33 protein-coding genes and 2 tRNA genes are annotated in these 24,253 nt (G+C 58.9%); 27 read left to right on the top strand and 8 right to left on the bottom strand.

Features of this window, described 5'->3' with window-relative positions:
• Window positions 1–23 precede the first annotated feature (23 nt).
• Window positions 24–1,469, top strand: a complete 1,446-nt coding sequence (locus tag NKH22_RS19935) for an AAA family ATPase (RefSeq protein WP_023822222.1) — start codon at window positions 24–26, stop codon at window positions 1,467–1,469.
• Window positions 1,470–1,514: 45 nt separating this feature from the next.
• On the opposite strand, the gene NKH22_RS19930 is transcribed toward NKH22_RS19935, so the two are convergent.
• The 3 genes from NKH22_RS19930 to NKH22_RS19920 all read right to left on the bottom strand — a co-directional run bounded on the left by NKH22_RS19930 (window position 1,515) and on the right by NKH22_RS19920 (window position 2,788).
• Entirely contained in the window at window positions 1,515–1,892 is a 378-nt protein-coding gene (locus NKH22_RS19930) for a DUF5615 family PIN-like protein (protein ID WP_352910699.1), read from the bottom strand.
• 5 nt (window positions 1,893–1,897) lie between these two features.
• Entirely contained in the window at window positions 1,898–2,542 is a 645-nt protein-coding gene (locus tag NKH22_RS19925; protein ID WP_352910697.1) for a DUF433 domain-containing protein, read from the bottom strand.
• 180 nt (window positions 2,543–2,722) lie between these two features.
• Window positions 2,723–2,788: transfer RNA gene (locus tag NKH22_RS19920), tRNA-Ser, on the bottom strand.
• Between the two features lie 132 nt (window positions 2,789–2,920).
• On the opposite strand from NKH22_RS19920, the gene NKH22_RS19915 reads away from it, so the two are divergent.
• The 18 genes from NKH22_RS19915 to NKH22_RS19830 all read left to right on the top strand — a co-directional run bounded on the left by NKH22_RS19915 (window position 2,921) and on the right by NKH22_RS19830 (window position 14,367).
• Entirely contained in the window at window positions 2,921–4,108 is a 1,188-nt protein-coding gene (locus NKH22_RS19915; RefSeq protein WP_352910695.1) for a tyrosine-type recombinase/integrase, read from the top strand.
• The gene (locus tag NKH22_RS19910; RefSeq protein ID WP_352910693.1) at window positions 4,105–4,665 is read left to right on the top strand and encodes a hypothetical protein; all 561 of its coding nucleotides are present in this window, start codon (window positions 4,105–4,107) and stop codon (window positions 4,663–4,665) included. The genes NKH22_RS19915 and NKH22_RS19910 overlap by 4 nt, the downstream gene beginning before the upstream one ends.
• 119 nt (window positions 4,666–4,784) lie before the next feature.
• Window positions 4,785–4,994 carry a helix-turn-helix transcriptional regulator gene (locus NKH22_RS19905; protein ID WP_352910691.1) on the top strand — a complete coding sequence of 70 codons (210 nt, stop codon included), beginning with the start codon at window positions 4,785–4,787 and terminating at the stop codon, window positions 4,992–4,994.
• A 216-nt stretch (window positions 4,995–5,210) separates the two neighbouring features.
• Window positions 5,211–5,609: a hypothetical protein gene (locus NKH22_RS19900; protein WP_352910689.1), complete on the top strand. Its 399-nt coding sequence runs from the start codon at window positions 5,211–5,213 to the stop codon at window positions 5,607–5,609.
• Entirely contained in the window at window positions 5,606–6,124 is a 519-nt protein-coding gene (locus NKH22_RS19895) for a hypothetical protein (protein WP_352910686.1), read from the top strand. The genes NKH22_RS19900 and NKH22_RS19895 overlap by 4 nt, the downstream gene beginning before the upstream one ends.
• A 253-nt stretch (window positions 6,125–6,377) precedes the next feature.
• A complete protein-coding gene (locus NKH22_RS19890) occupies window positions 6,378–6,632 on the top strand; it encodes a hypothetical protein (protein ID WP_352910685.1) in 255 nt (84 codons plus the stop codon).
• A gap of 44 nt (window positions 6,633–6,676) precedes the next feature.
• Window positions 6,677–7,234, top strand: coding sequence for a hypothetical protein (locus NKH22_RS19885; protein WP_352910684.1), 558 nt, complete (start codon window positions 6,677–6,679; stop codon window positions 7,232–7,234).
• Window positions 7,231–7,455, top strand: coding sequence for a hypothetical protein (locus NKH22_RS19880; RefSeq protein WP_352910681.1), 225 nt, complete (start codon window positions 7,231–7,233; stop codon window positions 7,453–7,455). Before NKH22_RS19885 ends, NKH22_RS19880 begins: the two co-directional genes overlap by 4 nt.
• A gap of 4 nt (window positions 7,456–7,459) precedes the next feature.
• A complete protein-coding gene (locus NKH22_RS19875) occupies window positions 7,460–8,299 on the top strand; it encodes a hypothetical protein (protein ID WP_352910678.1) in 840 nt (279 codons plus the stop codon).
• Entirely contained in the window at window positions 8,280–8,480 is a 201-nt protein-coding gene (locus NKH22_RS19870; protein WP_352910676.1) for a hypothetical protein, read from the top strand. Before NKH22_RS19875 ends, NKH22_RS19870 begins: the two co-directional genes overlap by 20 nt.
• Window positions 8,481–8,596: 116 nt before the next feature.
• Window positions 8,597–8,941, top strand: coding sequence for a P27 family phage terminase small subunit (locus NKH22_RS19865; RefSeq protein WP_352910674.1), 345 nt, complete (start codon window positions 8,597–8,599; stop codon window positions 8,939–8,941).
• Entirely contained in the window at window positions 8,941–9,192 is a 252-nt protein-coding gene (locus NKH22_RS19860) for a hypothetical protein (protein WP_352910671.1), read from the top strand. Before NKH22_RS19865 ends, NKH22_RS19860 begins: the two co-directional genes overlap by 1 nt.
• A gap of 2 nt (window positions 9,193–9,194) precedes the next feature.
• The gene (locus NKH22_RS19855) at window positions 9,195–9,455 is read left to right on the top strand and encodes a hypothetical protein (RefSeq protein WP_352910669.1); all 261 of its coding nucleotides are present in this window, start codon (window positions 9,195–9,197) and stop codon (window positions 9,453–9,455) included.
• Window positions 9,452–9,643, top strand: a complete 192-nt coding sequence (locus tag NKH22_RS19850) for a hypothetical protein (RefSeq protein WP_352910666.1) — start codon at window positions 9,452–9,454, stop codon at window positions 9,641–9,643. The genes NKH22_RS19855 and NKH22_RS19850 overlap by 4 nt, the downstream gene beginning before the upstream one ends.
• Window positions 9,644–9,645: 2 nt before the next feature.
• Complete coding sequence (locus NKH22_RS19845) at window positions 9,646–11,529, top strand: hypothetical protein (protein ID WP_352910663.1); 1,884 nt, start codon at window positions 9,646–9,648, stop codon at window positions 11,527–11,529.
• A 1-nt stretch (window position 11,530) separates the two neighbouring features.
• Window positions 11,531–11,938, top strand: coding sequence for an HK97 family phage prohead protease (locus tag NKH22_RS19840; protein ID WP_352910661.1), 408 nt, complete (start codon window positions 11,531–11,533; stop codon window positions 11,936–11,938).
• A 1-nt stretch (window position 11,939) separates the two neighbouring features.
• Window positions 11,940–13,655 (top strand): hypothetical protein, encoded by a 1,716-nt coding sequence (locus tag NKH22_RS19835; RefSeq protein ID WP_352910658.1) that lies wholly within the window; start codon window positions 11,940–11,942, stop codon window positions 13,653–13,655.
• Between the two features lie 13 nt (window positions 13,656–13,668).
• Window positions 13,669–14,367 carry a hypothetical protein gene (locus tag NKH22_RS19830; protein ID WP_352910655.1) on the top strand — a complete coding sequence of 233 codons (699 nt, stop codon included), beginning with the start codon at window positions 13,669–13,671 and terminating at the stop codon, window positions 14,365–14,367.
• Here the strand turns inward: NKH22_RS19830 and NKH22_RS19825 are convergent, their stop codons facing one another.
• Both NKH22_RS19825 and NKH22_RS19820 read right to left on the bottom strand, forming a co-directional pair.
• On the bottom strand, window positions 14,368–14,526 hold the full coding sequence (locus NKH22_RS19825) for a hypothetical protein (protein WP_352910652.1): 159 nt from the start codon (window positions 14,524–14,526) through the stop codon (window positions 14,368–14,370).
• Window positions 14,527–14,890: 364 nt separating this feature from the next.
• A complete protein-coding gene (locus NKH22_RS19820; protein ID WP_352910649.1) occupies window positions 14,891–15,118 on the bottom strand; it encodes a hypothetical protein in 228 nt (75 codons plus the stop codon).
• A gap of 85 nt (window positions 15,119–15,203) precedes the next feature.
• On the opposite strand from NKH22_RS19820, the gene NKH22_RS19815 reads away from it, so the two are divergent.
• From NKH22_RS19815 to NKH22_RS19785, 7 genes are all read left to right on the top strand, one after another.
• Complete coding sequence (locus NKH22_RS19815; RefSeq protein WP_352910719.1) at window positions 15,204–16,064, top strand: ATP-dependent DNA ligase; 861 nt, start codon at window positions 15,204–15,206, stop codon at window positions 16,062–16,064.
• 16 nt (window positions 16,065–16,080) lie between these two features.
• Window positions 16,081–16,455, top strand: a complete 375-nt coding sequence (locus NKH22_RS19810; RefSeq protein ID WP_352910647.1) for a hypothetical protein — start codon at window positions 16,081–16,083, stop codon at window positions 16,453–16,455.
• 589 nt (window positions 16,456–17,044) lie between these two features.
• Complete coding sequence (locus NKH22_RS19805) at window positions 17,045–17,629, top strand: hypothetical protein (RefSeq protein ID WP_352910644.1); 585 nt, start codon at window positions 17,045–17,047, stop codon at window positions 17,627–17,629.
• Complete coding sequence (locus NKH22_RS19800; RefSeq protein WP_352910642.1) at window positions 17,626–17,823, top strand: hypothetical protein; 198 nt, start codon at window positions 17,626–17,628, stop codon at window positions 17,821–17,823. The genes NKH22_RS19805 and NKH22_RS19800 overlap by 4 nt, the downstream gene beginning before the upstream one ends.
• 387 nt (window positions 17,824–18,210) lie before the next feature.
• Window positions 18,211–18,537, top strand: coding sequence for a hypothetical protein (locus NKH22_RS19795; protein WP_352910639.1), 327 nt, complete (start codon window positions 18,211–18,213; stop codon window positions 18,535–18,537).
• On the top strand, window positions 18,534–18,926 hold the full coding sequence (locus NKH22_RS19790) for a hypothetical protein (protein WP_352910637.1): 393 nt from the start codon (window positions 18,534–18,536) through the stop codon (window positions 18,924–18,926). The genes NKH22_RS19795 and NKH22_RS19790 overlap by 4 nt, the downstream gene beginning before the upstream one ends.
• Before the next feature lie 125 nt (window positions 18,927–19,051).
• Window positions 19,052–19,837 (top strand): hypothetical protein, encoded by a 786-nt coding sequence (locus NKH22_RS19785; RefSeq protein WP_352910635.1) that lies wholly within the window; start codon window positions 19,052–19,054, stop codon window positions 19,835–19,837.
• Between the two features lie 73 nt (window positions 19,838–19,910).
• Here NKH22_RS19785 and NKH22_RS19780 read toward each other — a convergent pair.
• Window positions 19,911–19,986, bottom strand: a tRNA-Lys gene (locus tag NKH22_RS19780).
• Between the two features lie 322 nt (window positions 19,987–20,308).
• Between NKH22_RS19780 and NKH22_RS19775 the strand changes: the two genes are divergently transcribed.
• A complete protein-coding gene (locus tag NKH22_RS19775) occupies window positions 20,309–20,809 on the top strand; it encodes a BA14K family protein (RefSeq protein ID WP_352910632.1) in 501 nt (166 codons plus the stop codon).
• Between the two features lie 91 nt (window positions 20,810–20,900).
• On the opposite strand, the gene glpK is transcribed toward NKH22_RS19775, so the two are convergent.
• Window positions 20,901–22,394: a glycerol kinase GlpK gene (gene glpK / locus NKH22_RS19770; protein WP_352910630.1), complete on the bottom strand. Its 1,494-nt coding sequence runs from the start codon at window positions 22,392–22,394 to the stop codon at window positions 20,901–20,903.
• Between the two features lie 89 nt (window positions 22,395–22,483).
• Window positions 22,484–24,211, bottom strand: coding sequence for an ABC transporter substrate-binding protein (locus tag NKH22_RS19765; protein WP_023670978.1), 1,728 nt, complete (start codon window positions 24,209–24,211; stop codon window positions 22,484–22,486).
• Window positions 24,212–24,253 lie beyond the last annotated feature (42 nt).

Raw genomic sequence — 24,253 nt, 5'->3', positions numbered from 1 at the left:
TGTATCGTGGGGAGGCATCAGGCATGCCCGATTTCGTTGCAGACGGCCGTTCACTTATCGGAGTCGAGAAAATCAATTTGCTTCTTGGTAAGAATGGGGTCGGGAAAAGCCATCTCCTCAGAGCCTTCGAACGGGAATTCGGACAGGGAGGGTTCGTCTCATATATTACCCCTGAGCGGGGCGGAGAATTGAGCGTTCAAGGCAACATCGAAGCGGCACGACGCGATCCGACCTGGCTCCCATCTACGCGTAGGCGAAACCGCGATGAGAGTTTCAGACACCAGAGTGTTTCGCAATTTCAAAGATTGCAGACTGCCGCACTACGCAAAATCGAAATTGACCCAGAGGTCAGACGATCGAACTTTACGTTCGATGACGTCATCGCGCAAATCAACGACCTGCTTGAAAATGTCGAAATATTCCGCGACTTTCAAAGCAACTCATTCGGGGTCAGGGAACGGCTGGCCCCCGCTTCAGCGAGGAACCCTGGCGACCTCAGCAGCGGCGAGACCGAGTTGATCAGCTTGGCAATTGAAATTCTGACCTTTTGCGAGGCCGTTATGGATCCGGCAAATCGCGATCGAGAAAATTGGCTCCTACTCGACGAGCCGGACGTGCACCTGCACCCCGATCTTCAGCATAGGTTGATGCAGTTGCTCGTTGAAGCGACGCGCGACAAACCTTGTCGCGTGTTGATTGCCAGCCATAGCACCGCGATTGCCTATGCCCTCGATGCTGAGAATTCTCGCATAGGCTTCATGATGCCGAGAGCTAACCGCATCGAGTTTCAACCAATCCAACCGATGATCCGGGAGATACTTCCAATCTTTGGCGCTCACCCGCTTTCCAACGTATTCAACGACAATCCGATCATGCTTGTGGAAGGTGATGACGACGTTCGAATTTGGCAACAAGCGGTACGCACAAGCCAGGGCCGGGTTCGAGTATGGCCTTGCCCAGCCGGTGATGTTCAGAGTTTAAACCGCTATGAGGAACTCTCGAACAAGATAATGAACGCTGTCTATGACAACGCCACCGGCTATTCTCTGCGTGATCGCGATGATCAACCATATGAGATAGACGATGTAGATAGGATCCGCAGAGCAAGGCTGAACTGCCGCACTGCCGAGAACCTCCTACTTTCAGATGAGGTTCTGCAGGTGCTGGGAACGACCTGGCGCCGCATGCAAGATGGTCTGCAGAGCATGCTCGCGACCGCGCCTGAGCATTCTCAGGCGCCCGACATTCAGAGGTTCATAGACACCCGCTGGGATCGCCAAGGAGCCGAGGTCAAAGGGCTTCGCAACATCATCACGGTGATCGCCGGCTCCACCAAGCCTTGGGAAGTAGCGGTGGGCATGGCTATCGGCCAAGCAATTGATCGCCCCAGATCGGCGGAGCCCACGAGTCTACATCACTTTCTAGGCAATAAGATTGTTGACTGGCTAGGACTCTTCCGTGAGCCGTGACCTGCGCGTCGCCGCTCGCCCGTTCACAGCCTACCTCATCTCTCATCAGCATTTGACCTGCATTTTGTCACGCCCGATTCGAATAGCGACCGGCTTTCCCTTCGCTCGCTTGATCGCAAACTCAAACAGATCGAGCACTTGCTCCAAGCGTGCCGCGCCCTCTGGTTCGGGGCATGAAAATCCGACGCGACTGAGACGATCGAAGCGTGGCGTCATGAATCGTTGCTGGTTGAAGTCCCTATCCCAGCTTACGAGGATGCGGTCAGCCTCCATTGCAGCTTGAGCAACCACAGGATCCGGGGAATCGCTTGGCATAAAGTCGCGGACCCGCCCTACATCGTGGCCTTGGCTCGACAGGAAATCCCCTACGGAGTCCGGAACATTCACATCGGTCAGAAATGCGAATACCGACCGTTTTGCCATATGTGCTAGGCCGCGCTAGCCGGCATGGTGAAGGTCTTCGCTGCATTGATGTCTTCGACTGTCAGCAGCGGAAATTCCTTTATTATGGCGTCAGGCGAATAGCCTGCGGCCAAGTATCGTTGCACGGCAGCGACAGGAATTCGGGTCCTCTCAAATACCGGCTCGTTCTGCATGACGAACTTCGCCTGGACGATGTTCCCCGTTTCTTTAGCGCCGCGGACATTGAGATCTTGGATTGCCTTCCGAGTGTCGGAGATCGCGATCTTCAATGGGATATCGAAAACGCGCTGACCACTGACCACTTCTTTCCGCTCGTTTGTGCGGGGATCGGTGAAGACGACACGTTTTCCCAGCACGTAAAGAGTGGTTGCGGTCCATTTGGTATCGCCGAGATGGGCCAGCGTGCGAGACACCATCCGCAAATGCTGCATGGGAACCTTGTACACGTTGCGTAGCTGTCCCAGAACCCGCAGCGAAACGATGTCCCGAAACGAAAACACCCGGCTATAAGGAAGATGTCTATTCTCAGGGGCATAGCTCGGCTTTAAGAAACCGGTCCGGTCCCATAGCTGGAGCTGACCGACCGACAGCCCGGTAAGCCGAGCGGCGTCTTCCTCACTAAACGCGCCGATGACGTTGTTGTCGTCCATTGCCGACTCCCAAGTGCACAGTGTCGCCAAACTTTCCAAAAACGCAAGAATCTCAATTAAGAGCACAGTCCCGTCGCTGCTGAAATTCCGGCGATTTTGCGGACACTGCGCGGACACACAAAACTCGGCCTGCCGAAGAAGCACTCGACCTGCCATAAATTGTTGATATCGCTATGTTTTTGGTGAGCGCGTCGGGGTTCGAACCCGAGACCTACTGATTAAAAGTCAGAGCCTCACCACTACCCCCAGCGAAATTCCCCTAAATTCCGCTTTGCGTAAGACGCTGTTTTGGCGTACAGATTAGCCCTTGTTAGCCGGGCGTTAGCCGGTGTTACCGCACCGACTTGTTAGCCCAATGTTAGCCAAAGGGCAAATCTGATGCGCAGAAAGACCCTGTCCGACGCTGGCGTTGCCGACCTGAAAGCCAAGGCCGCACGCTATACATTTTCCGACCCCGAACTGCGCGGGCACTACGTTCGCGTAATGCCTTCAGGCGCCAAATCGTTCGTTGCTGTTTCACGAGATCCGAACGGCAAGCAGGTGTGGGCCACTGTCGGCGCCGCCGACATGATCGGCATAGACAAGGCCAGGGACGGCGCAAGAGAGGCAATCAAGCGCATCCAAGCCGGATTGCCGCCGATCGAGCAGAAAACCGCTGCTGACACGTTCAAGGTCGTCGCAGAGAATTATCTCAAGCGACATGTGGCAGCGAAGGGCCTGCTTTCCGAAAAGGAGATCAAGCGCTGCCTCGAAGTATACGTCTATCCCAAATGGGAGAAGCGCGAGTTCACAGGCATCCGCCGGGGCGACGTAGCTACCCTGCTTGACGAGATCGAGGACGGCAACGGCGCCAGACAGGCCGACATGGTGTTGGCGATAGTCCGGGGCATCTGCAACTGGTATGCGGCCCGAAACGAGAGTTACCTCTCGCCGATCGTCCGGGGCATGCGTCGCGCGGCGCAGGTGAAGCGGGAGCGCGTACTCAACGACGACGAGATCCGAGCCATCTGGCAGCATGCCAGCAAGGCTGGCACATTCGGCGATATCCTCAAGCTTGCCCTGTCGACGGCGCAACGGCGCGAGAAGGTCATGACGTTGCGCTGGGACGACGTGTCGATCGACGGAGTTTGGCATGTCCCGAGCGACGATCGCCAGAAAGGCACCGGCGGCGAGATCAAGCTCCCTTCCCTAGCCTTGGAAGTGGTGAAAGCGCGCAGCCGCGTGGGCGAAAACCCGCACGTGTTCACCGGTCGCACGAAAGACGGCTATTTCAACGGCATGTCAAAAGCCAAAGTCGCGTTCGATGAAAAGGTGCAGATCCCCCACTGGACCATCCACGATTTGAGACGCAGCGCGCGATCTCTGATGGCTCGGGCCGGCGTGGACAGCGACACGGCAGAGCGCGTCCTGGGACACGCCCTCGACGGCGTGGAAGGGATCTACAACCGCCATAAATATCAAGCCGAGAAGGCGAACGCACTCGCCCGCCTCGATGCCCTCCTGAAGACGATCTTGAACCCGGCCGCCAAGAACGTCGTGGCGCTCAAGAGGGGGGCGCGAAAATGAGTTGGCGCACGCCTACCAATGATAAGGCTTTGGAATATGCCAATCGACGCGTAATTTTCGCCCGCGACACCGCGATTGAAATCCCAGGCTTGCCGTCTGTTCGTTTTTTGTCGAAGGCTGACGGGCGACGCGCCGTAAGAGATATGATGAAGGACTTTGCGAGCCGCGATCCCCAAGCATTGACCGGATATACTGACTACGCGAGCCAAGGCTGGGGTCTTGCCGACAGCGCCATACGTGATCTCATCTTGGAGGCGATCCGAGGTGGGCAGTCGTTGGCGCCTCAATTGTCAGCTTACAGCTCACTTGTCGCTGTTGCCCCTCCCCGCAGGGTCTCAGGACCGGAGAAAGCAGACCACATCTTTCGAGATATCGCCATCACCATGATAGTCGATGAGGTGGCCGAGGTGTTCGGTCTCAAACCGACCGGCCGCACTGGCAACCGTTCGGCCTCGCTCGTCGTTGCCGAGGCGTTGGCCCACGCCAATATCCCCATGGGATACAAGCAAGTTGAACAGATTTGGACCAGGATCGGAAAGTTGCTGAAGCCGTCCTAATATTTCCACCCATGAACGACTAGGACCATCTGAGCTAAACGCCGTGCAATTGGAAGTCTCGCCACTAAACGCGAGGCAATCTAACACCGTGGCGCCTCGCGGAATCCAGCGAGGCTCCAATGGCCCTACCAAAACTTCTGCGATTTGCAGACCTGAAAGAGCGCGGCATCGTTTGCAGCTGGCCCCAGCTCAAGCGCCTTGTCGACAAGAACGGCTTTCCGCCCGGCCGCATGCTCGGCGAAAATAGCAGGTTCTGGACCGACTCCGAGATCGACATCTGGCTCGCGTCGCGTCCGGTCTGGCTTGTGCGTCAGTCGGAGGCCGCGTGATGCAGCGCCCCGTTCCGACACTAGATCACCAGACCGACGCCGGCCGCACCGAAGAAGCGGCTGATTGGTTTGCCGCCAACCGACTGGCTTGCCCGAAGCCGATCATCCCGACCATTCGGCGCCTATTTGGCCTAAGCGCCCTTGAAGCGTGCCAGGCGATCAGGACTGCAAATCTTCGCGCAGACTGGCCGGTCGACGCCGACGAGGGAGGCGCCGATGTATCGGTCTCCTGATAGCCGAAAGCCGGCGGCGCACGACGCGCCAACCGGCCTCGAAACGTCCACAAGCTTCCCGGCAAGTGACATCTCGACAGATAGCAAATCTAAGGCTTCCGCGCAACGTGCGCTGGATCCGAAATGGCGGGCGCAACGTGCCTGGAATGATCGCAACCGTCATGCACGCCGCGCTCATGCGCTGGTCGCCCAGGCCATCAAGAAAGGCGAACTCGTCCGCTGGGCCTGCGAGGAATGCGGCTCTACGGTAAACGTGGACGCCCACCATCCGATCGAAACTGATCCCGAAGCATATTCGAAGCCTCTAGACGGGATCGTCTGGCTCTGCCGCAGCGACCATCGCCAACGGCATGCCGCTATGCGCAAAGGCGGTGCCGCATGAGCCGCGACTTCGCCCCCCTCTCTCCCTCTATTTGGGCATCCCCCGCCTTCCTGTCGCTCGACGGCGACGGCCGGCAGTTGCACCTGTATTTCATCTCTTCGCCTCACCAGAACAGTTCAGGTTGCTGCCGCGTCCGTGAGGGCTATGTCATGGCCGATCTCAAGTGGCGGGCCGATCAGTATCAGGCGGCTTTGGCAAGCATCATCGCTGCGGATCTCGTCCTGCATGATCCGCGGACGGAAGAGAGCTACGTCAAGAAATGGTTCAAGCATAAAGGCAACATCCCGACCAACAAGGACCATGCCAAGGGGACGATGAAAATCATCTCCAACATTGACAGCGACGATATCAGAGAGCTTGCCGAGGCGGACTTTCTGGAGACCGAGTGGGGCAGGAAGACTTTCCCTTCACCCGATCAGAAGCAGGAGGAGAAGGCACCGTGGGATGATCCCGTCGTGCAGCCGATCACTTCGGCCCTGGCCAGTTCTCGATTGATGAGAGGTGGCAGACTATGAGCCTCTCGACAGCCTGTAGACAGCCTCTCGACACACAGAACAGAGACCGAGAAGGAACAGAACACAGACCAGAACATAGACCCGAATCTAAAAAGAACAAAAAAAAGAACTTAAACCTTCGCCAATCGCAAAAGTTTGCGACCGTCACCAACCGCCGCAAGTGGCTCTGGAGGGAAGAGGCGCCAGGATCGAACGTCGGCGCTCTACCCGGCTGCGAGAGCACTCCGTCGCATACATCGCGAGGTGCCGTCCAATGAGCACTGTCCGCAAACTCGCAGCGATCAGACGCCAGCTCGCGCAAATCACAGCGCTGGTCGCCGAGATCGAAACTGAGTTCGAGGATCGGAGTTCTGGAGATTTGGTCGAGACGGCGGTTGCCGCCGAGGCTCTCGGCCAGAAGATCGACACCATCCGGAACTTGTGCCGGCGGAAAGGTTTCGGCCAACGCGCCGGCGGCAGATGGAAAGCCGACGTAGCGGCTCTGCGGGAATATTTTCGGCAGACGTGACAAACGCGACGGGACGCATCGCGTTTGCGATGGCACATAATGGCATGAACATCGCTGCCAAGATATCTCGCCCTTCGAAAACGGCCGGCGCCGCTTACTTCAGATCAGCACTGAAGCTCCCGAGACCGACCTCGGAATTCGTCGCGGCGGAAAATGCCTACCGCAAAGCCTCCGACGCTCGGCGGAGTCTGAGCGGCAGGCTCGAAGCACTGAAGGTCGAAGCCAACATCGACAACCCTTCCAGGGCGAAGATTCCGACGCATCAGCTGCAGGAAATGCTGAAAGGCTTGGCTATCGAGCTTTCGGAGGCCGACCTACGCGACCGAGAAACCCGGGCTGAGTTCGATCGTCTTCGGACGATCTATCGAGAGCAGGTCCGCAACTGTCTTGCCGGAGACGTCACCAGCCTTGGATCGGCGATCAGCCAGCGTCTCAGTGAAGTTCTGGAAATGCTGGATATCGCGTCGATCCTTGGGGCTCAGGCGCGCGAAGCGGGACTTGAGCTTCCCGGAGTCATCAATGACGCACTCATGGCTCGAAGGCTTTTGGAGCCGAGCGCAAACACCATCACCAGGATGATCGCGAAAGGATCACGCCAATGACAGACCAATGGCATCCAAAGATCAGCTATCGCGAAGGTGAGCGCTGCCGCCTCAATGGAAAACTTTACGAAGCGAGGTTCGACTTGTGCCGAGGCCTGAAGCCGACCGGCCATTTGTCCGAAAAGTTCTGGCGCTCTCTGCCAACCGTGTCGGCAAAGGCAACGGTGCCTGCCAGCAGGAAGGCGCCAAGCGGCTACCTGACGCGCGACATGCGTGGCTGATGGAGTGCTCGAATTGCGCAGGCAGGAAACCCACGACGAAACCATCGATCGCATCTGGCGCGAGATCGAGGAAAAGCGTTTGGCCGAAATCGAAGCGCAATATGCGCCCAAGCCAATGGCGGAGCCAACCAAGTCGAAATGGACGGCATGCGGCGGCGACGACTTCGAGATGTCAATTCCACCGCGACCGGGGTCAAGGCGCATCCACGGCTTGGCGTCCAGTTCGACAATCAACACTCACAACTACAGCCTCATTGCTCATGGCGTCGACGCTGAATTGCCCGTCTCGCTTTTGAGCAGCCACAAGGGACACAACGCGCCCATCGGCAGCGTGTTCTATATCAGGAAGACCAACCGGCTGGTCTATGTTCGTGCCGAATTGAATGACAACGAATCCGGTGATTTCGCTTGGGGTTTGATCGAGCGAGGCGAATTGCGCTGCTTCTCTGGCGCCGCCGTCAACTCGTCATTGCGTTTGCAGGGCATCGTCGAGGACAAGGCATTCTACGGCCAGTGGATGCTGGGGGAAGTGAGTATCTGCAAGGACGGCGCGAACCCGGACAGCGTGTTTGAGATCCTGCGCGAGGGTGACGACGGCCGCAAGTTCTGGGAGCCGTCATCCTCCGCACGAAAGGTCGAGCTGAACATTCCCTATCGCGGCTCGTGGAAGACGGATTCAACGTACGCACCAGGGGACTTCGTCAGCCATCAAGGCGGGCTCTGGCACAGCGAGATCGAGAGCAAAGGGTTACGTCCAAACGAGAGCCCGATGGGCTGGCGCTTGGTTGTGAAGCGTGGCGCCGTCGAGAAGTTGGAGAAGGCACATGCCGACACTCAGGCTTGAACAGATCGACGTCGTGCTTTGCGAGGATCGCCGCACCATCTGGCTCATGGGCTACGATCGCGACGACAACTGCTTCATGCAGTCGTTCGATGCCCTGCCTATGCCGATTGATGAAGAGAACCTTGACCATCAGCAATGGCGAGCCGCTGCCCGTGCTGACGCATGGAGGGCAATACCATGAGCCATGCAAACCCGGGGGGGGCCGAAAAGGCCTTTTCAAAATTAATTCCTGCGACCGCTCCCGAGGCACAACATTGCCGAACGGTGCCCCCGTTTCCCCACACCAATGATTGAGCCATGAAAAGACGCGGGCCAAACCCACCTGGACACCTGAGCGACGAGGCCAAGGCCTGGTGGCGCGGTGTTGTCACTGACTACGAACTAGAGCCGCACCATCTGCGGCTTCTGCAACTTGCGGCCGAAGCGTGGGACCGTTCGCAGCAGGCCCGAGCCGTGATCGACAAGGAAGGGATCACGACCACAGACGACCGCAAGAACGTGCGTGCTCACCCAGCGGTGGGCATCGAGAAGGACGCCAGGACAGGCTTTGCGCGCCTGGTCCGAGAACTGGACCTCGATGTTGACGCGCCACCCAGCCGTACACGGCCTCCTGCCTTGCGTTCCAACAGAAGGGGCGCCTGATGCCAGTCAAAAGACGTCTTGCGAAACGCAGAACCGACTCGTTGGCAGAGATTGCTGCATGGTCGACCGCGTTCGAATGCGAGTTCGATTTCTTCCATGATCTGGAGCTGTTTGGGCTCTTCTCGGACGCCGAGGTTAAAGCCGCTCTTCCCGAGGCATGGAAGCGGCTCGGGCATGCTTTCCTGGTCACATGGGTGCCCAAAGACACACGCGAGACGCCTTGGGCGCTCGACCAATTTGGGAGGCCATAAGGATGCCTGTTAAGCGTCGCAAAGACAAATCCCGAGCGTTCAAGATCACAGAGGCGGCAATCGATGCCTACCGCGCACGCGATTTCCGCGCGCTGCATCAGGCATTGGGCCTGCGTCCCTGGGAAATGTCGCCGCTGCCAGATACCCCGCTCGGCTGCAATCCGGCCAATCCGCCTGCCGAGACAGAGCGGACTAACTTGTTCGCGCAATCATTTCAGCAGGCGCTCGAATTGCAGCGCGAGTTGGAGGCGGCATGTCGATGAGCAAGGACGAACAGCTTCATCTGGCGCGCAACCTGATCATTGCCGGCATCGAGATGGCTTTCCAGGTCACCGGCTCTGGCCTCCAGGCATTGGAGGAAGTCGAAACCGCCATGGGCGCCTTTCTCGCCGCTCACAATGCACATTTGACCGCCGAAGTCGCAGCGATCGAGACACAAGGGAACGCCTAGCCATGGTTGCAACAGTTGGCAGCATCAGCATCGACTTGTCGACCAATGCGAACAAATTCGCGGACGGCTTCAAAAGGAACGCCGCCACGGTTGAAACGCAAAGTGCTCGGATGGCGAAAGCGGTATCTGCCGTCGAGCGCAACGTGGCGGGCATGGCGGGTACGCTGAAGACTTTCGGTACGGGCCTTGCCGCTGGTGTCGGCCTGGCCGCGCTGGCCTCGTTGGGCGGTGCATTCGACAAGCTGAAGCAGACGATCTCCGAATATGACGAGATTGCCGCTAACGCCAAGACCACCGGGCTTAGGACGGACACTTATCAGGCGCTCGCCTTTGCCGCCAAACAGGCCAACATCGATCAGGAGAGCTACAACTCTTCGCTGAATATCTTCGCCAAGAATGCCGGCCTTGCTGCTCTGGGCCAGGGTGCGCTTTTCTCCAGCCTGAAGAAGCTCAACCCGGAACTGCTCCAGAACATCCTCAACACCAAAGACCAGGAGGAGCGCCTAAAGCTCGTCGCCGATGCGATGGCGCAGACGAGCGACGCAACGGAAAAGGCCGCATTGTCGGCTGCCGTGTTCGGCAAGGGTGGCGTCGAGATGGCGCGCATCTTTGAGCAGGGCCGCGCTTCGATCGACAAGTTCAAGAAGACTGCGCTGGAACTCGGCATCATCATCCCTGACGATTTGCTTCAGCGGGCCGGGGAACTGGACGACAAGCTCGATGTCCTGTCGACGGTGATCAATGCCAATCTGGGGAAGGCACTAATCAGGCTGGCGCCCCTGCTAACCGGCGCCACCGAAGCGTTTTCCGGGTTTTCGCAGGAACTAGCGCATTTCTCTGAGCAGTTGGCCAACTTCAAAACAAACCCGACGTTTGAAAACTTCCTGACCCTGGTCAGAGGAGATGCGAAGGTCGGTCTTCTGGACAAGATTGCCGAGGGTGCAAAGACTGCCGCAGCAGCGTTTGGGCGTTCGGCTGACGACATCAACGCCGACATAGCCTCTGTCCAGCAGCAGATCGCCGAACTTCAACAGATGAGCGACCGGGGGATTGGCGTCGGCATCCAAATCGATGATGCCAAAGCCAATCTTCAGCATCTCCAAGACGAATTGAAGGTAACGCAAGCCGTTGGCGTAACCGCAGCCAACACCATTGCAGGGCAGTTCGCGCAGGCGTTTCGTATTGCCGAGAATGCATCTATGGATGCTCTGGCGAAGATGAACGCCGAGCTTAGTGCGGGCTCCACCACATCGCTCCCGACCGTCCATCGCTATGGCGGCGATCCGAACCAGATTGATTTGCCGTCGCGCAGTTCGACCTACAACTCCAACGCCAACGGCTCCGGCGTCGGTGTCAGGTCATTTGGCGGCGATCCGAACCTAAAGGCCACCGCTGACTATACCGAAGATACCGCCGACAACGTGGACCGCCTGGACACGAACACCAAAGGCTATATCAGCCGGCTGAGTGACGACATCGGCCGCTATTCAGCGCAGCAGACGCAACAACAGAACATCGTCATCAACAAACTAAGCGATGTGACCGCGCAGACTTTCGGCATGCTTTCGTCGTCAATCCTCGCGGCACTTGTGCACAACAATGACAGTGGCGCGACCGGTACCGGCAATACCATGTTCGGTGACGCATTCGATCCGAGCGTCGGCAGTTACATTTCGAGTTGGGGAATCGGTCACACGCAACTCGGTAGCTACAAGCTTGCCTCCACCGCCGACGACGGCTCGTCCAATACCTCAGTCAATGTCCAGCAGCCCGGCACAAACATCACGTTGAATTACACCGCAGCAGCCGGCGAGAGCGAGGGCACGGCCCGCCAGCGCGCTCGCCAGATGTTTGACGAACTCACCCTGCAGGCATCGAGGGAATAGAATGCTTATCGCCGGCCATGCCATCGCCTGGGGTGTTGCTTGCAACGACGAGATCGTTGTCGGTCAAGGCGCGTTCGAAAATCTCATTCGGCGAGGCTTCCAGCCCAAAATGCTGCTTCAGCACGAAGGCGAAGAGATCGGCAAGTGGATCAAGTTCGAGGAAGACGACCGTGGCCTTCTTTGTGTCGGCGAGCTGTCGGATTCGCCACGCGCAAAACTCGCGCGGGATCTGATGGAAACAGGCAAGCTCACCGGCCTGTCCATGGGCCGCAAGAAGGGCATAGCCCGGCCTATCGCTTCCGGAGTGTCTTTCATCGCCGTGATGCTCGACGTCAACGAAATCTCGATGGTGGATGAACCTGGTTGCCCGGCAGCTTTGCTGGACAGCTTTTGCATAGGCGGGCAATAGCATGAGCGCGCGTCGTCTGGGGAGTTACGGCGGTTGGGGTCAGGAACAGCCGACGCCGACTGTGCCGGAAGTTCCAAACGTTCAGGTAACACTACCGACCTCGGCTTACGGGCAGACCATCCCTGTCGTCTGGGGCAAGTGCCGGTTACCGGCAGCCTATATCTGGGTGCCGCCGATCCTGACGGTTACTTCGACCCATATCGAATACTGGGATACGATCACGTCGACCACGGCGAAGATGTCGGCTCGCCTGCGGTTTGCGCGTCCGCTTGTTCCAAACTCGACATGGACGATGCGCAAGCTCTACGCCAACGGGAAGGCTATTTACGATGCCACAAGCGGCTACCGTGCAAAAGGACTGAAGTTCCGCGCATATGACGGGAAAAGCACCCAGCCGCGCGACCCGACCATGGTGAAGGAAGAAGGCGAAACCAACGTCTCCGCTCACAGGGGCTACCTCGATATCGTGGTCACCGACTTTGATATTGCCGGTCTGGGTGCGCCTCCTGTCTTCGAAGCGGAATGGATTCAGGACGGTGCATCGACGCACGACTATGATGCTTTCACAACCTTTAGCGGTTCGATCGCATTCGGGCAGATCATTCCTGTCTGGGATCAAGGCAAGCTCTACGGTTTCGACACGGCCCCGAATGCCACTCTCTATTCGATCTATTCAGTCAGCCAATATTTCAGCCTCGACCTCCCCGCCGACGCATTGGCCTATTATGCCCTGTTTCGCTACAGCCGCGCGCTCGATCGCCTGATTTACCTCGGCAGTTTCGCTGGCTTCGGTGGATGGAAAGCCGTTCTCGTCGATGGCTCGACGGGTGCCGCCATCGATACGGTCAACAACGTCGTGGCGTCTTCCGGCATATCGGGTGATCCGGGTTGCCTCATCGATTTCGCTTCGTCCGCGATCATGGTTGGCGTCAGCGATGATGTGGGGATCTTTTCGGTTCTCCTGACCGAAGCGGCTGTGACCCTGGCGTATTCGTCTGCGGAGGGCTGGGGTGGCTACGCTTCCGTCCAGTGCGTTACGCCTGGCGAACAGCGGGGCAGCGAGGTGGATGTTTGGCTTTGCGCGGATGCCGATCTGGTGAAGGTGACGTTCACCTCTTCTGGCTTTTTGAAGAGCAGCAGCGTCCTGGCGACTCTTCCGAACGATCTCAGATATGCCGTTTACGATGATGACGGCGATCTCGTCGTCTGGACCGACGCCGCAACCGTCAGCCGCATCAATGGCACGACCGGCGCAGTCGAATATAGCAAGACTGTGCCTTATCAGATTCAGGCCAACGGGGGGACGCGCAGACTGTGTGCGCCTGACCTTAATCGGCTAACCGAAGACTTCTATTTCGCAGCTGGCGGGACAAGTTACCTCACAGACCTCAAGACCGGCGTCACGCGCTCATTCACCGGCGCCAACGCAAGCGTTACAGGGTTTGCCTATGACGGCGAGACTGAAACCGCTGTGGTGGTCATTTCCGGGCAGCCTCGCCGGCTTCGGCTGATCGCCGGGGACGGTATCAACGACCGGCTGCTCTCCGACTTTCTCGAAGACCTGATGGTCCACGGCGGCGGATTCGATCCTTCGGAAGTCGCGACAGAGAACATAGACGATCTCATTCAGGGCGCTGTTATCGACGTGACAGCAGGGGTGCGCGACATCGCGCGCTCAGTCATCGAACCCTATTCGATCGCCATGTTTGAACGATAAGGAGTGAACACCAATGCTGCTTTCCGGCGGAAACTTTTTCAACGGCACTGGTGGACCTCCGCCAGCGCCACCAATGACGTACAGCTACGAGGGCGCGACCGTCGATAACACCAACGCAACGGCCTATACGTTCACGGCCAAGAACATTGGCGCTGCCGGAGCCGGGCGCCTCATCCTGGTTGGCGTCAACGGCAACGTTGGAAATACCGGGACGTCCAGAGCCGTGAACAGTGTTACCGCTGATGGCAATGCCATGACCAAAGGACCCGAAGTCGTCGGCGGGAACGGCCAAGGCTCTGTCTCATGGTTCTACCTGCCGATCGCTGCGGGGACCACTGCCACCTTTGTCGTCACCTTCGCTGGGGCGGCACCGTTCAATTGCACGATCGCCGTCTATCGTCTGTTCCCGGTCAGCAGCACACCTGTCGACAGCGTGACCGCATCGGGCACAAACAGTGCGACCGCAACCGATCTAGAGGTCAAAACGTCAGGCGTGGCTTTCTTCCTGTCGGGCTCAATCACCGGCAGCGGCGCAGTCGGCTCATGGAGCGGCGTCAACAGTCCAATTCATGATGAGATTGCTTTGACCAACGATCGGCCTGTTGCGACCGACGCATGGTCTATGGCAACGACGGAAAATAATGCGAGTGGAGATTTCACCGTCACCCTGTCCGGCTCGGTCATCAAGGCCGTGGGCATCTCGTTCCAGTGATCAGCCGGCCAGCGCCATTCCAAAGCCAACACCGAGGCCGATAGCAATGCCAAGGAACAGCTTGGCTGCCATGTCGAGGGCGAAGGCGCGGACGGGGCGCCACACGTCCTGGCGGGGCTCTCTGAGGGCGCTGGCGATATCGTCAAAGATCGCTTCCATGCCTTCAGCATAGATCGAAACTCCGAATCTGTGAATCCCCTTGGAACATTGTAGCCTCGAAACAATTCGGACGCTGCACTGCCCCATCGGTGCACCGTTCCCTTCTGTTGGAACTGGCCGGCTGCCGAAAGGTGGCCGGCTTTTTTGCGCTTTTGGGAACACAGCGGGCCTTTTGCTGTTTGGTGCCATGGAACAGCTTCGCAGCCAGATGCAGGTATTCGCCGATCCGGGCCTGTGGGTCGCCTTTGCGGCTGTGCTGATCCCTTATGCGGTCGGTGTCGCACTGCTTCTGTGGGTAGCCGGTTGACGGACCTGCCGGCCGAAAGCTTTGCGTAAGGCAAAACAGCCGGTCGTCACGGGGTGTCTAGGACTTGATGCTTGGGGAAGGCGGTTTCACCATCACGCGCAATTGCATCTGGTCGATCGTTGCGACGATGGCAGCAGCCAGCGCTTCCGCCTCATCCATGAGCCCCGGCCCATAGAGACCGTTCACCGCTTCCTCGCTGGGCAGCACGCCAGGCGGACAGAGATCCTCGATAGTGCGCCGGATGAGCGTCAACGCTGCCCGGCATTCGTCGGCTTCGATCTTCATAACCGTTCAAACATGCAATTCGTCTAAAATGTTCCGGAACCGATTTCAGGCTCGCCGCTTGAATCGCCGGACGGTGGGTCAGTGCATGCGTTTGAAGTTCATCGAGCCGTTAATGCCGACCTTGGTGGAGAAGCCTCCCGAGGGCGGCGACTGGACTCATGAGGTGAAGTTTGACGGCTACCGTTCGCAGTTGATCATCGACGAGGACGGGACGCGGATCTACACCCGCCGTGGGCTCGACTGGACAACAAAATACCGCGATATCGTGGCGGCAAGCGCGGAGCTCGGCGCCCAGAGCGCCATCGTCGACGGCGAGATCGTCGTCTTGAACGATGCTGGCCTGTCGGACTTCGGCGAACTGCGCAAGGCGATCACGCGCCGGCAGCACGACCTCTATTTCGTCGCCTTCGATCTCCTCCACCTCAACGGCCACGATCTGCGCGACATGGCCCTGCAGGAACGGCGCGAGATCCTTGAAAGCATGATCCCCGCCAACATTCGCATTCAATTTAGTCAGGCGCTGCCCGGTGACGCAAAAGCCATCTTCCACCTGATCGACGAGGCTGGCATCGAGGGCATGGTCTCTAAGCGCCGCGACAGCAAATACCGCAGCGGCCGGTCGACCGCCTGGCTGAAGATCAAAAACTACATGGTGGAGGAATACGACCTGCTCGGTGTCGAGCGGGAGCCGGGCAAGCCGGCCTTTGCGCTGATGGCCGATCGGACCACCGGGCAGTATGTCGGCTCAGCGTTCATCAACTCCAGCCGGGCAATCCGGGAACGGCTATGGAAGCGCGTCCAGGAGCACGCTGGGCCGGCACCCAAGGGCATGAAGCGGCCGGCGACGCAATGGGTTAAGCCGGGCCTTATCGGCCGTGTGAAGCACTTGCGCGGCGAGGAAGACCTTCGCCATGCCTCTTTGCAGGATTTCCGCGAGGAAGATTGAACGCTATATCGGAGCCATGCCAGCAGATCGCCTTACCGTCCGCTTCGCCTATCAAATCGGCTTTCAGGTCCTCGACGGAAGCGCGATCCTCCAGACGTTCGAGAAACAGGACGAGGCGTTCAAGTTCGTGCTCGGCCGAGGTGCTCGCGTTTGGCTGGCATGGTCGCGGACCGTCATAGGAGGGCAGACGGCGCCCTTCGATTTCGCCGCAGCGTTCCAGCAGGAAAAGGTCGGACGCATCATGAAGAGGATGCACGGCCCAGCCGCAGGCACTTGGTTCTGGACGTGCCATGACGGCGGCGCGCACGGAACAGTCGAAACGAAGGATGAGGCTGTTGCTGGTGTTGAGCGGGCCTTCACGCGGCGGATTGCCGGGGCGGATCTACGCTAACCGGCCAGTGCCATTCCAAAGCCAAAGCCAATGGCGAGCCGGCGGTGCAGTCAAGATGAGCGGGTGCTAATAAAAGGCCGATTTAACTCACTGAACGGTCTGCTGATCGGTCTACCCACCAAGCGAACGCTTGGATGCCGCCGATGCACGCGACTATTCCCAGCACAAAGCCCGCAGAAAACAACAACATTCGATCCCCCCATAGCTTCGCCCCCGCAAGGGCGTGCTTGAACTGTTATACGAATAAGCGCAAGCGGGCATTCAGGTTCTACCTCACAGGAAGCAGTAGGGCTACGACGCCAAGCGCAGCCATCAGGAGGCACGCGGCCACACCCACCATGTCCCGCTGCCGGTAGCGCCAGACCGCGCTGGCGAGCATCAGGAGGGCGATTGCGGCGATGTAGAGGGGGATAATGTTCATGGGCGGGGGATAACAGCGGGATTCACGGGCACAGTTTTCTCTACCCCATTTCGCGACAGATTTGTCCTACCCACTATTTCCCGGTTCGACGGCGACGAAACGTCGGGTGACATGAAGAAGCTCAAGCCTCCAAAGATTTTTTCAATCACATGAAGAGGAGAGTGCCTGATGTTCGTTGCCCACCATCAAACGATCGGGGAAAAAACCAGAAGAAGGATCCAAAAGCAGGGAGTGACATGCCGGGGCTACAAGCTTTGGACAGACGCTGAAGACGGCATTTGCCGGGACGGTTATCCCGACTATGCCGCTATATCAAGAGCGCTTCCCCACCGCAGCCGCTGCGCGATCAAGAGCCGGTGCGTGAGCATCGGAATCACCAAGAGCAGCACATGGACAGCTAAGAGAGACACGCTGTTCCGCAAGCTGTATCGCACGGCTACCACTAAGGTGCTGTACGAAGCGTTTCCCGAGATGGAATCGCGTGCTATTTTCGACCGTGGTTCGCAGCAAAAGCTTTCACGACCGCGTAAGCCTTACGAGACGACCGGCATCGGCCTGTTGGACACACTGCGCGAGGAGTGTTGGCGGCAGAACATCTCGATGGCTGACCTCGATGAGTTCGCCAATGCCAAGCGCTATTTCAAGGACAAACGTTGGCGAGGAAAGCGTGGGACCGCGAATTATAACTGCATCGTGCGCGCCATCCACGAACTCGGCGGCACGCTCTCCGTTCAGTGGGGGAGCGTCCATTGAGCACATTCTTCCGCGACCGCATTGAAGCCACCATCGAGCATCTCATTGCGGTGCTCGACGAGATGGACGGTGACACCGATCGTGAGCCTGAGCCGATCGAGGAACAGCACGACCGCGAGGCTATTCCGCTCAGAGCATCCCCCGAGTTCGTCCTGGCCGAAGTCCGGCGGCGATACCGTAAAACTCATCACTGATAAGAGGAGCAGCAGCCGGCGGCTTTGTCCGCCGGCCTATTCGTTCGCGCAAACGCAAGCCGTCTCCCCAAAGGGAGTGCTTGACGAAATCGGCGAATAAGCAAACTGTGTCCGTGGGCTGAACACCCGGACCTGGAATACGGCGGCGCAACCCTTGGCGGGGCGGCTTCACCGAAAAAGCGAGACTTGGAGGCCCTGACAGGCTTCCTAGACGCATGTGGAGCGCCTTGGCGGGCGTCCAACTCGGCTTTTATGGCCGGGGGCGGACGCTATGTCCAGAGGGAAACCTTAAAGGCGTTCGGCTTGTCTTCCAGGCAAGTGTTCAACCCCGGCTATGGCGCTGCTCGCCACGCGGGCCTGAACAGCCCTTCCTGGGGACACTTCAACATGACATCACAGGCAACAACCATCGACCGGCGGCATTTGCTGGTCGGACTGGCCTCGCTTCCGGCCATAGCGGGCGCTGTAGCGCTGGCGCCGCCCGCAACTATCCCGTCCGATCTGATGGAGAAGATCAAGGCGTGGCAGGCCGCCCTGGCCGCCCTGAGCGCGGCACACGATGCCTACAGCGCAAGCCTCCGAGCAAAGCCTATCGATAAGGCAGTATGCAACCGCCTCTTCCAAACATTGCTTGATGCCGGCGAAACGAGCCGGTGGCACCGTGATGAAATGATGACGGCGCTGGCGTTCCTCGATCAGGAGCGCGTGTCATGACCGGCCACATTCGCGTTCTAAAGCCCTATGGCATGCCTAGGGGAACAGACCCGCGCGTCTGGCGCCAGTCCGTCGAGAAGCGACTCGACGACCTTCTAGACCGGGCGATGTCGCTGGTGACAGCTTTGGATCTAATGGAGGCGGACTTTTGCGACGATGAGGAAACCGCAGACGACGAGCCTTCTCTGGGCTGGGCGCATAATGGCGGGCAGTCGTTCCTGTCCGGAACCGCTCCCAACCTGCCGGCCTGCGACACATGCGATCTAGAGCTAGACAACGCCGACGACGAGGAAGGCGCCGACGCTGAGGGTTATTGCCCGGAAGACTATGGCGAAACGGTCATGTGGCCGGACGACCTCAAGTCCCAGGAAGTGCTTGTCTCGCTGTAAAATCTTTCAGCGTGAAGGATTTGGCCCGCTGCCTCACGGTGGCGGGCCTGGGCTCACGACGGGCGCCAGTCATAATTGTGTGGTAAGGGATCGTTATCGATATCCAAAATTTGGTGATGATGTATATGACCTACGGCTCACCTTTTGCCGGTGCGACTGTGAAGATTCATAGGGGCCGTCAGCACCTCGCCGATCTTAGGCGCGCAGAGCACGAATTTGCGTTGCGGGAGGGTACTCAATTCCTTTTGCCGGGAGGACCCGTGCAGGATGGCAAGTTCAATGTAACCTATATGACGCAAAATTTGATGCCGCTGGAATTCGCTACGGTGGTCGGTGACTCGGTGCACAACATCAGGACCGCTTTTGATTATTGTGCCGTAGCTCTCACAAAGCCCCCTTTAGGCTCTGGTGACGGAATCAGAGCGGCATTCCCTACGGGTGAAAATCCCGAACGATTCCAGAGTTTTTTGAGAACCATTATGCATGATGCTAGCGTAAGCGCTCGCCTGATGCTGGAACGGCTTCAGCCCTATCCCGGGGGCAAATACCTATTGAGAGAGCTTCACGAGCTGGATCTTGCAGACAAACACAATTTGCTTATTCCATCGATATCCAAGCTGAAGGTATACAAGCTTGATGTATCGATCGGCGGCCACCGGGTGGCCCTTGGGCCACAAGATTTTCTCTCCCAAGACGGCCGCGTGTTCAATGCCACCGTTTCCGTGCCACCTGGAGCGTCGGGAGACGTGAAACTAGATGGCCAGTTTGGGATGAATTTTGAAATCGCTTTCGGTCCAGGTCAGCCCTTGCAAGGTAGGCCTGTCTTCGAAACCCTTAGCCAAATTTCAGAAACCGCATCGAGATTTGTTGAAGAATGTGAATCGCTCCACCGCAATCCGACTACAGACTAAGGTTTTTGTTAGCCCTTTGTTAGCCCGGCACGACATAGGCGCAGGCGCTAAACCGTTAAGTGCTTGAAAAAACTGGTGAGCGCGATGGGATTCGAACCCATGACCTACTGATTAAAAGTCAGTTGCTCTACCGGCTGAGCTACGCGCTCCCGCGGGCTCTAAAGGCCGCCCTCGAAATTGCGCGGAACATAGGGAGAGTGCCGCGACCGGTCAACCGGAAAAAGATGGCCCTTCGACCGGGGTTTCAGCCATCGCCAGACGCGCCGCAAATTGCGTCGTCACCAGCCCGGTGAGCCGCTCCCGCAACGTGGTCGCCGCTTCGATCTGTTGGCGCGCGAGACGCGCCTTTTCTCACGCGCCGAGTTCGAGAAACATTACAAATCAGCAACTTACTGTTTTGGTGGGAACCATCGCACGAGCGGGCCGTTTTCGTCTCACAAGGGACGTCAACCACCCTTCAAGGAGAAGATCATGAACAAGATCGCAACGGGTCTACTGGCGACCACCCTGTCAATTTCGTTTGCCGCGGCCGCCGCTATGCCGGCCAATGCCGCCCAGATGTTCGTGCCCCAGTCATCAGCAACTTCGTCCGACATCGTGAATGTGGGCGATTCTCGTCATGACAACTGGCGGTGGATGCGCCACGGCAACCGCAATTCCGGCAATCGCGATTTCCGCGTAGGCCGCCAGTTCTCGCGCAACAATGATAGCGGCAGCTATTGGAATGGCCATCGCGGCTATCGCGAATATCACCGCGGCTATCGCCGTCACGGCGACTACTGGTTCCCGCTGGCTGCCTTCGCCACCGGCGCCTTGATCACCGGTGCGATCGTCAACAGCGAGAACAACCGCGTCTACGGCGGCGATGCGCATGTGCAGTGGTGCCACGACCGCTATCGCTCCTACCGCGCCTCGGACAACACATTCCAGCCCAACTACGGCCCTCGGCGGCAGTGTAATTCGCCCTATTGATGTGTTTAGGGCGAAGTTAGGGTAGGACGGAGCCTGCGCCGGCAATGGGCGCGGGCTTCGTCTTTTCGCGGACTTGGTCTTAAGTGCGAAATCAGGACGCGCTCAATGTCCGGCGCACCGCGTCGCGCCAACCCGCCAGTTTTGCCGAGCGGGTGTCGGCATCCATGTCCGGCTTGAAGCGGCGCTCGAGCGCCCAGCTCTTGGCAAAATCCTTCGCCTTCGGCCACACGCCTGCTTTCGAGCCGGCAAGCCACGCCGCACCCAGCGCCGTCGTCTCCAGAATGGTCGGGCGATCGACCGGCGCATCGAGGATATCGGCCAGCCGCTGCATGGTCCAGTCGGAGGCCACCATGCCGCCGTCGACGCGAAGCACGGTTTTGGCCGACGCCCCCTTCCAGTCCTTGCGCATTGCGTCGAGGAGATCGCGCGTCTGGTAGGCGACGGATTCCAGCGCCGCGCGGGCAAACTCCGCCGGGCCTGAGTTGCGCGTCAGCCCGAAGATCGCGCCACGCGCCTCGGCGTCCCAATGCGGCGCGCCGAGACCGACGAAAGCCGGCACCAGATAGACGTTCTGCGTGGGGTCGGCGGTTGCCGCCAAAACGCCGCTATGCTCGGCCTTGCCGATCACCTTGATGCCGTCGCGCAGCCATTGCACGGCGGCACCGGCGATGAAGATCGAGCCTTCCAAGGCATAGGTAGTCTTGCCGTTCAGCCGATAGGCGATGGTGGTCAACAGCCGGTTCTTCGAGCGCACCAGATCGGCGCCGGTGTTGAGCAGCGCAAAGCAGCCGGTGCCATAGGTCGATTTCATCATGCCTGGCTCGAAACAGGCCTGGCCGATGGTCGCTGCGTGCTGATCGCCGGCCACGCCAAGGATTTTGATTTCAGCGCCAAACAGGCTTTTTTCCGTCACGCCGTAGTCGTCGGCGCAATCCTTGACCTCAGGCAGCATCGCCACCGGGATGCGCAGGATGGAGAGCAGCTCGTCGTCCCAGACATTTTTCTCGATGTTATAGACCAGCGTGCGCGAGGCGTTGGTGGCATCTGTCGCATGCACCTTGCCGCCGGTCAGCCGCCAGATCAAAAAACTGTCGATGGTGCCGGCGAGCAGTTCGCCCTTTTCGGCTCGCTTTCTCGCACCGTTCACCTTGTCCAGCATCCAACCGATCTTGGTGCCGGAGAAATAGGGATCGAGCAGCAGGCCGGTCTTCTTGGTGAACTTTTTCTCCAGGCCGTGTTTCTTCAGCTTCTGGCAGAGCGGCGCGGTGCGGCGGTCCTGCCAGACGATGGCATTGTGGATCGGCTTGCCGGTCGCCTTGTCCCAGATGACGACGGTTTCGCGCTGGTTGGTGATGCCGATCGCCGCCACATCCGAAGCCTCGCGGCCGGCGGCCTTCAGCGCGCCTTTGACGGTGGCGACGACGCTTGCCCAGATCTCTTCCGGATCATGCTCGACCCAGCCGGAGGCAGGATAATGCTGCGTGAATTCCTGCTGCTTGCTGCCGGCGACCTTCATCGCGCCGTCGAACAGGATCGCCCTGGTCGATGTCGTACCCTGGTCGATTGCAAGGATGTATCCGGTCATTAGTCCTCCCGGTAGCTCGCCTATACAAACAGGGGAGACGGCAAGATGCCGCCTCCCCGTTCACTATGATCCTGGCGCGTACGCCAAGATTACTTCTGCCAGCTCTTCACCAGTTCGTCGTAGTTGATGGTGATCGGCTTTTCCTTCTCGTTTTCGATCTTCAGCTGAGGCGCGAGATTGCCGTTCTTGACCGCGTCGGCGTTCCAGTAGGCGAGGTCATGCTCTTCGGCCATCTTCGGGCCGATATCGCCCTGGACGCCCGACTTCTCGATGCGGGTCATGACTTTTTCCTGCTCGGCGCAGAGCGAGTCCATGGCTTCCTGCGCCGTCTTGGCGCCGGACGAGGCATCGCCGATCGCCTGCCACCAGAGCTGTGCCAGCTTCGGATAATCGGGCACGTTGGTGCCGGTCGGCGACCACTGAACGCGGGCCGGCGAGCGGTAGAACTCGATCAGACCACCGAGCTTCGGCGCACGTTCGGTGAAGCTCTTGTCGTGGATCGTGCTTTCGCGGATGAAGGTCAAGCCGACATGGCTCTTCTTCACGTCGACCGTCTTCGAGGTCACGAACTGCGCGTAGAGCCAGGCGGCCTTGGCGCGGTCGGTCGGCGTCGACTTCATCAGCGTCCAGGAACCCACGTCCTGATAGCCGAGCTTCATGCCGTCCTTCCAGTAGACGCCATGCGGCGACGGGGCCATGCGCCACTTCGGCGTACCGTCGTCGTTCAGCACCGCCTTGGCGCCGGCGTCGACCATCGAAGCGGTGAAGGCGGTGTACCAGAATATCTGCTGCGCGACCGCACCCTGTGCCGGCACCGGGCCGGATTCGGAGAACGTCATCCCCTGGGCTTCGGCCGGAGCGTAGGCCTTCAGCCAGTCGAGGTATTTCTGGATCGAGTAGACGGCAGCCGGGCCGTTGGTGTCGCCGCCGCGCGCCGTGCAGGAGCCGACCGGCTGTGATTTCTCGTTGACCTTGATGCCCCATTCGTCGACCGGCAGGCCGTTCGGCAGGCCCTTGTCGCCGTTGCCGGCCATCGACAGCCAGGCGTCGGTGAAGCGCCAGCCGAGCGACGGGTCCTTCTTGCCATAGTCCATGTGGCCATAGACCTTCTTGCCATCGATCTCGCGGCCGGTGAAGAACTCGGCGATGTCCTCATAGGCCGACCAGTTCACGGGAACGCCGAGGTCGTAGCCGTATTTCGCCTTGAAGTCGGCCTTGTTCTTCTCGTCGTTGAACCAGTCGTAACGGAACCAGTAGAGGTTGGCGAACTGCTGGTCGGGCAGCTGATAGAGCTTCTTGTCCGGCGCGGTGGTGAAGGAGGTGCCGATAAAATCCTTCAGGTCGAGGTTCGGATTGGTAACGTCCTTGCCCTCGCCCGCCATCCAGTCGGTCAGGTTGCGGACCTGCTGGTAGCGCCAGTGGGTGCCGATCAGGTCGGAATCGTTGACCCAGCCGTCATAAAGGTTCTGGCCGGTCTGCATCTGGGTCTGGATCTTCTCGACGACGTCGCCTTCCTGGATGACGTCATGCGTGATCTTGATGCCAGTGATGGCGGTAAAGGCCGGCGCCAGCACCTGCGATTCATACTGGTGGGTGGCGATGGTTTCGGACACGACCTTGATGTCCATGCCGGCGAAAGGCTTCGCGGCATCGATGAACCACTGCATTTCTGCTTCCTGGCCGGCGCGGTCGAGCGTCGACAGCGGGCCGATTTCCTTGTCCAGAAACGCCTTGGCCTCATCCATTCCGGCGTAGGCGTTGCCTACCCCGAGCAACAGGACAAGGGCAGTTGTTGATGTTAAAAATTGCCGTCGCATAGGTTTCCTCCACATTTAGGTTTCAAGTGCGATCTGGAACGG

This window comes from Mesorhizobium sp. M1252 (genome assembly GCF_040318265.1).
In the GTDB taxonomy this organism is placed as follows: Bacteria; Pseudomonadota; Alphaproteobacteria; order Rhizobiales; family Rhizobiaceae; genus Mesorhizobium.
Note: the sequence above shows the minus strand (reverse complement) of the source record. Positions and strands in the feature narration are given on the sequence as shown.

What these genes read in the sequence shown, in the direction of transcription:
- NKH22_RS19925 (WP_352910697.1), bottom strand. Translation starts at nt 2,542, where the DNA reads ATGGACGACAACAACGTCATCGGCGCGTTTAGTGAGGAAGACGCCGCT.
- NKH22_RS19825 (WP_352910652.1), bottom strand. Translation starts at nt 14,526, where the DNA reads ATGGAAGCGATCTTTGACGATATCGCCAGCGCCCTCAGAGAGCCCCGC.
- NKH22_RS19850 (WP_352910666.1), top strand. Translation starts at nt 9,452, where the DNA reads ATGAGCAAGGACGAACAGCTTCATCTGGCGCGCAACCTGATCATTGCC.
- NKH22_RS19905 (WP_352910691.1), top strand. Translation starts at nt 4,785, where the DNA reads ATGGCCCTACCAAAACTTCTGCGATTTGCAGACCTGAAAGAGCGCGGC.
- NKH22_RS19855 (WP_352910669.1), top strand. Translation starts at nt 9,195, where the DNA reads ATGCCTGTTAAGCGTCGCAAAGACAAATCCCGAGCGTTCAAGATCACA.
- NKH22_RS19895 (WP_352910686.1), top strand. Translation starts at nt 5,606, where the DNA reads ATGAGCCGCGACTTCGCCCCCCTCTCTCCCTCTATTTGGGCATCCCCC.
- NKH22_RS19840 (WP_352910661.1), top strand. Translation starts at nt 11,531, where the DNA reads ATGCTTATCGCCGGCCATGCCATCGCCTGGGGTGTTGCTTGCAACGAC.
- NKH22_RS19790 (WP_352910637.1), top strand. Translation starts at nt 18,534, where the DNA reads ATGACCGGCCACATTCGCGTTCTAAAGCCCTATGGCATGCCTAGGGGA.
- NKH22_RS19830 (WP_352910655.1), top strand. Translation starts at nt 13,669, where the DNA reads ATGCTGCTTTCCGGCGGAAACTTTTTCAACGGCACTGGTGGACCTCCG.
- NKH22_RS19870 (WP_352910676.1), top strand. Translation starts at nt 8,280, where the DNA reads ATGCCGACACTCAGGCTTGAACAGATCGACGTCGTGCTTTGCGAGGAT.
- glpK (WP_352910630.1), bottom strand. Translation starts at nt 22,394, where the DNA reads ATGACCGGATACATCCTTGCAATCGACCAGGGTACGACATCGACCAGG.
- NKH22_RS19765 (WP_023670978.1), bottom strand. Translation starts at nt 24,211, where the DNA reads ATGCGACGGCAATTTTTAACATCAACAACTGCCCTTGTCCTGTTGCTC.
- NKH22_RS19880 (WP_352910681.1), top strand. Translation starts at nt 7,231, where the DNA reads ATGACAGACCAATGGCATCCAAAGATCAGCTATCGCGAAGGTGAGCGC.
- NKH22_RS19815 (WP_352910719.1), top strand. Translation starts at nt 15,204, where the DNA reads ATGCGTTTGAAGTTCATCGAGCCGTTAATGCCGACCTTGGTGGAGAAG.
- NKH22_RS19910 (WP_352910693.1), top strand. Translation starts at nt 4,105, where the DNA reads ATGAGTTGGCGCACGCCTACCAATGATAAGGCTTTGGAATATGCCAAT.
- NKH22_RS19820 (WP_352910649.1), bottom strand. Translation starts at nt 15,118, where the DNA reads ATGAAGATCGAAGCCGACGAATGCCGGGCAGCGTTGACGCTCATCCGG.
- NKH22_RS19890 (WP_352910685.1), top strand. Translation starts at nt 6,378, where the DNA reads ATGAGCACTGTCCGCAAACTCGCAGCGATCAGACGCCAGCTCGCGCAA.
- NKH22_RS19915 (WP_352910695.1), top strand. Translation starts at nt 2,921, where the DNA reads ATGCGCAGAAAGACCCTGTCCGACGCTGGCGTTGCCGACCTGAAAGCC.
- NKH22_RS19865 (WP_352910674.1), top strand. Translation starts at nt 8,597, where the DNA reads ATGAAAAGACGCGGGCCAAACCCACCTGGACACCTGAGCGACGAGGCC.
- NKH22_RS19930 (WP_352910699.1), bottom strand. Translation starts at nt 1,892, where the DNA reads ATGGCAAAACGGTCGGTATTCGCATTTCTGACCGATGTGAATGTTCCG.
- NKH22_RS19805 (WP_352910644.1), top strand. Translation starts at nt 17,045, where the DNA reads ATGTTCGTTGCCCACCATCAAACGATCGGGGAAAAAACCAGAAGAAGG.
- NKH22_RS19785 (WP_352910635.1), top strand. Translation starts at nt 19,052, where the DNA reads ATGACCTACGGCTCACCTTTTGCCGGTGCGACTGTGAAGATTCATAGG.
- NKH22_RS19935 (WP_023822222.1), top strand. Translation starts at nt 24, where the DNA reads ATGCCCGATTTCGTTGCAGACGGCCGTTCACTTATCGGAGTCGAGAAA.
- NKH22_RS19795 (WP_352910639.1), top strand. Translation starts at nt 18,211, where the DNA reads ATGACATCACAGGCAACAACCATCGACCGGCGGCATTTGCTGGTCGGA.
- NKH22_RS19900 (WP_352910689.1), top strand. Translation starts at nt 5,211, where the DNA reads ATGTATCGGTCTCCTGATAGCCGAAAGCCGGCGGCGCACGACGCGCCA.
- NKH22_RS19810 (WP_352910647.1), top strand. Translation starts at nt 16,081, where the DNA reads ATGCCAGCAGATCGCCTTACCGTCCGCTTCGCCTATCAAATCGGCTTT.
- NKH22_RS19860 (WP_352910671.1), top strand. Translation starts at nt 8,941, where the DNA reads ATGCCAGTCAAAAGACGTCTTGCGAAACGCAGAACCGACTCGTTGGCA.
- NKH22_RS19835 (WP_352910658.1), top strand. Translation starts at nt 11,940, where the DNA reads ATGAGCGCGCGTCGTCTGGGGAGTTACGGCGGTTGGGGTCAGGAACAG.
- NKH22_RS19845 (WP_352910663.1), top strand. Translation starts at nt 9,646, where the DNA reads ATGGTTGCAACAGTTGGCAGCATCAGCATCGACTTGTCGACCAATGCG.
- NKH22_RS19775 (WP_352910632.1), top strand. Translation starts at nt 20,309, where the DNA reads ATGAACAAGATCGCAACGGGTCTACTGGCGACCACCCTGTCAATTTCG.
- NKH22_RS19885 (WP_352910684.1), top strand. Translation starts at nt 6,677, where the DNA reads ATGAACATCGCTGCCAAGATATCTCGCCCTTCGAAAACGGCCGGCGCC.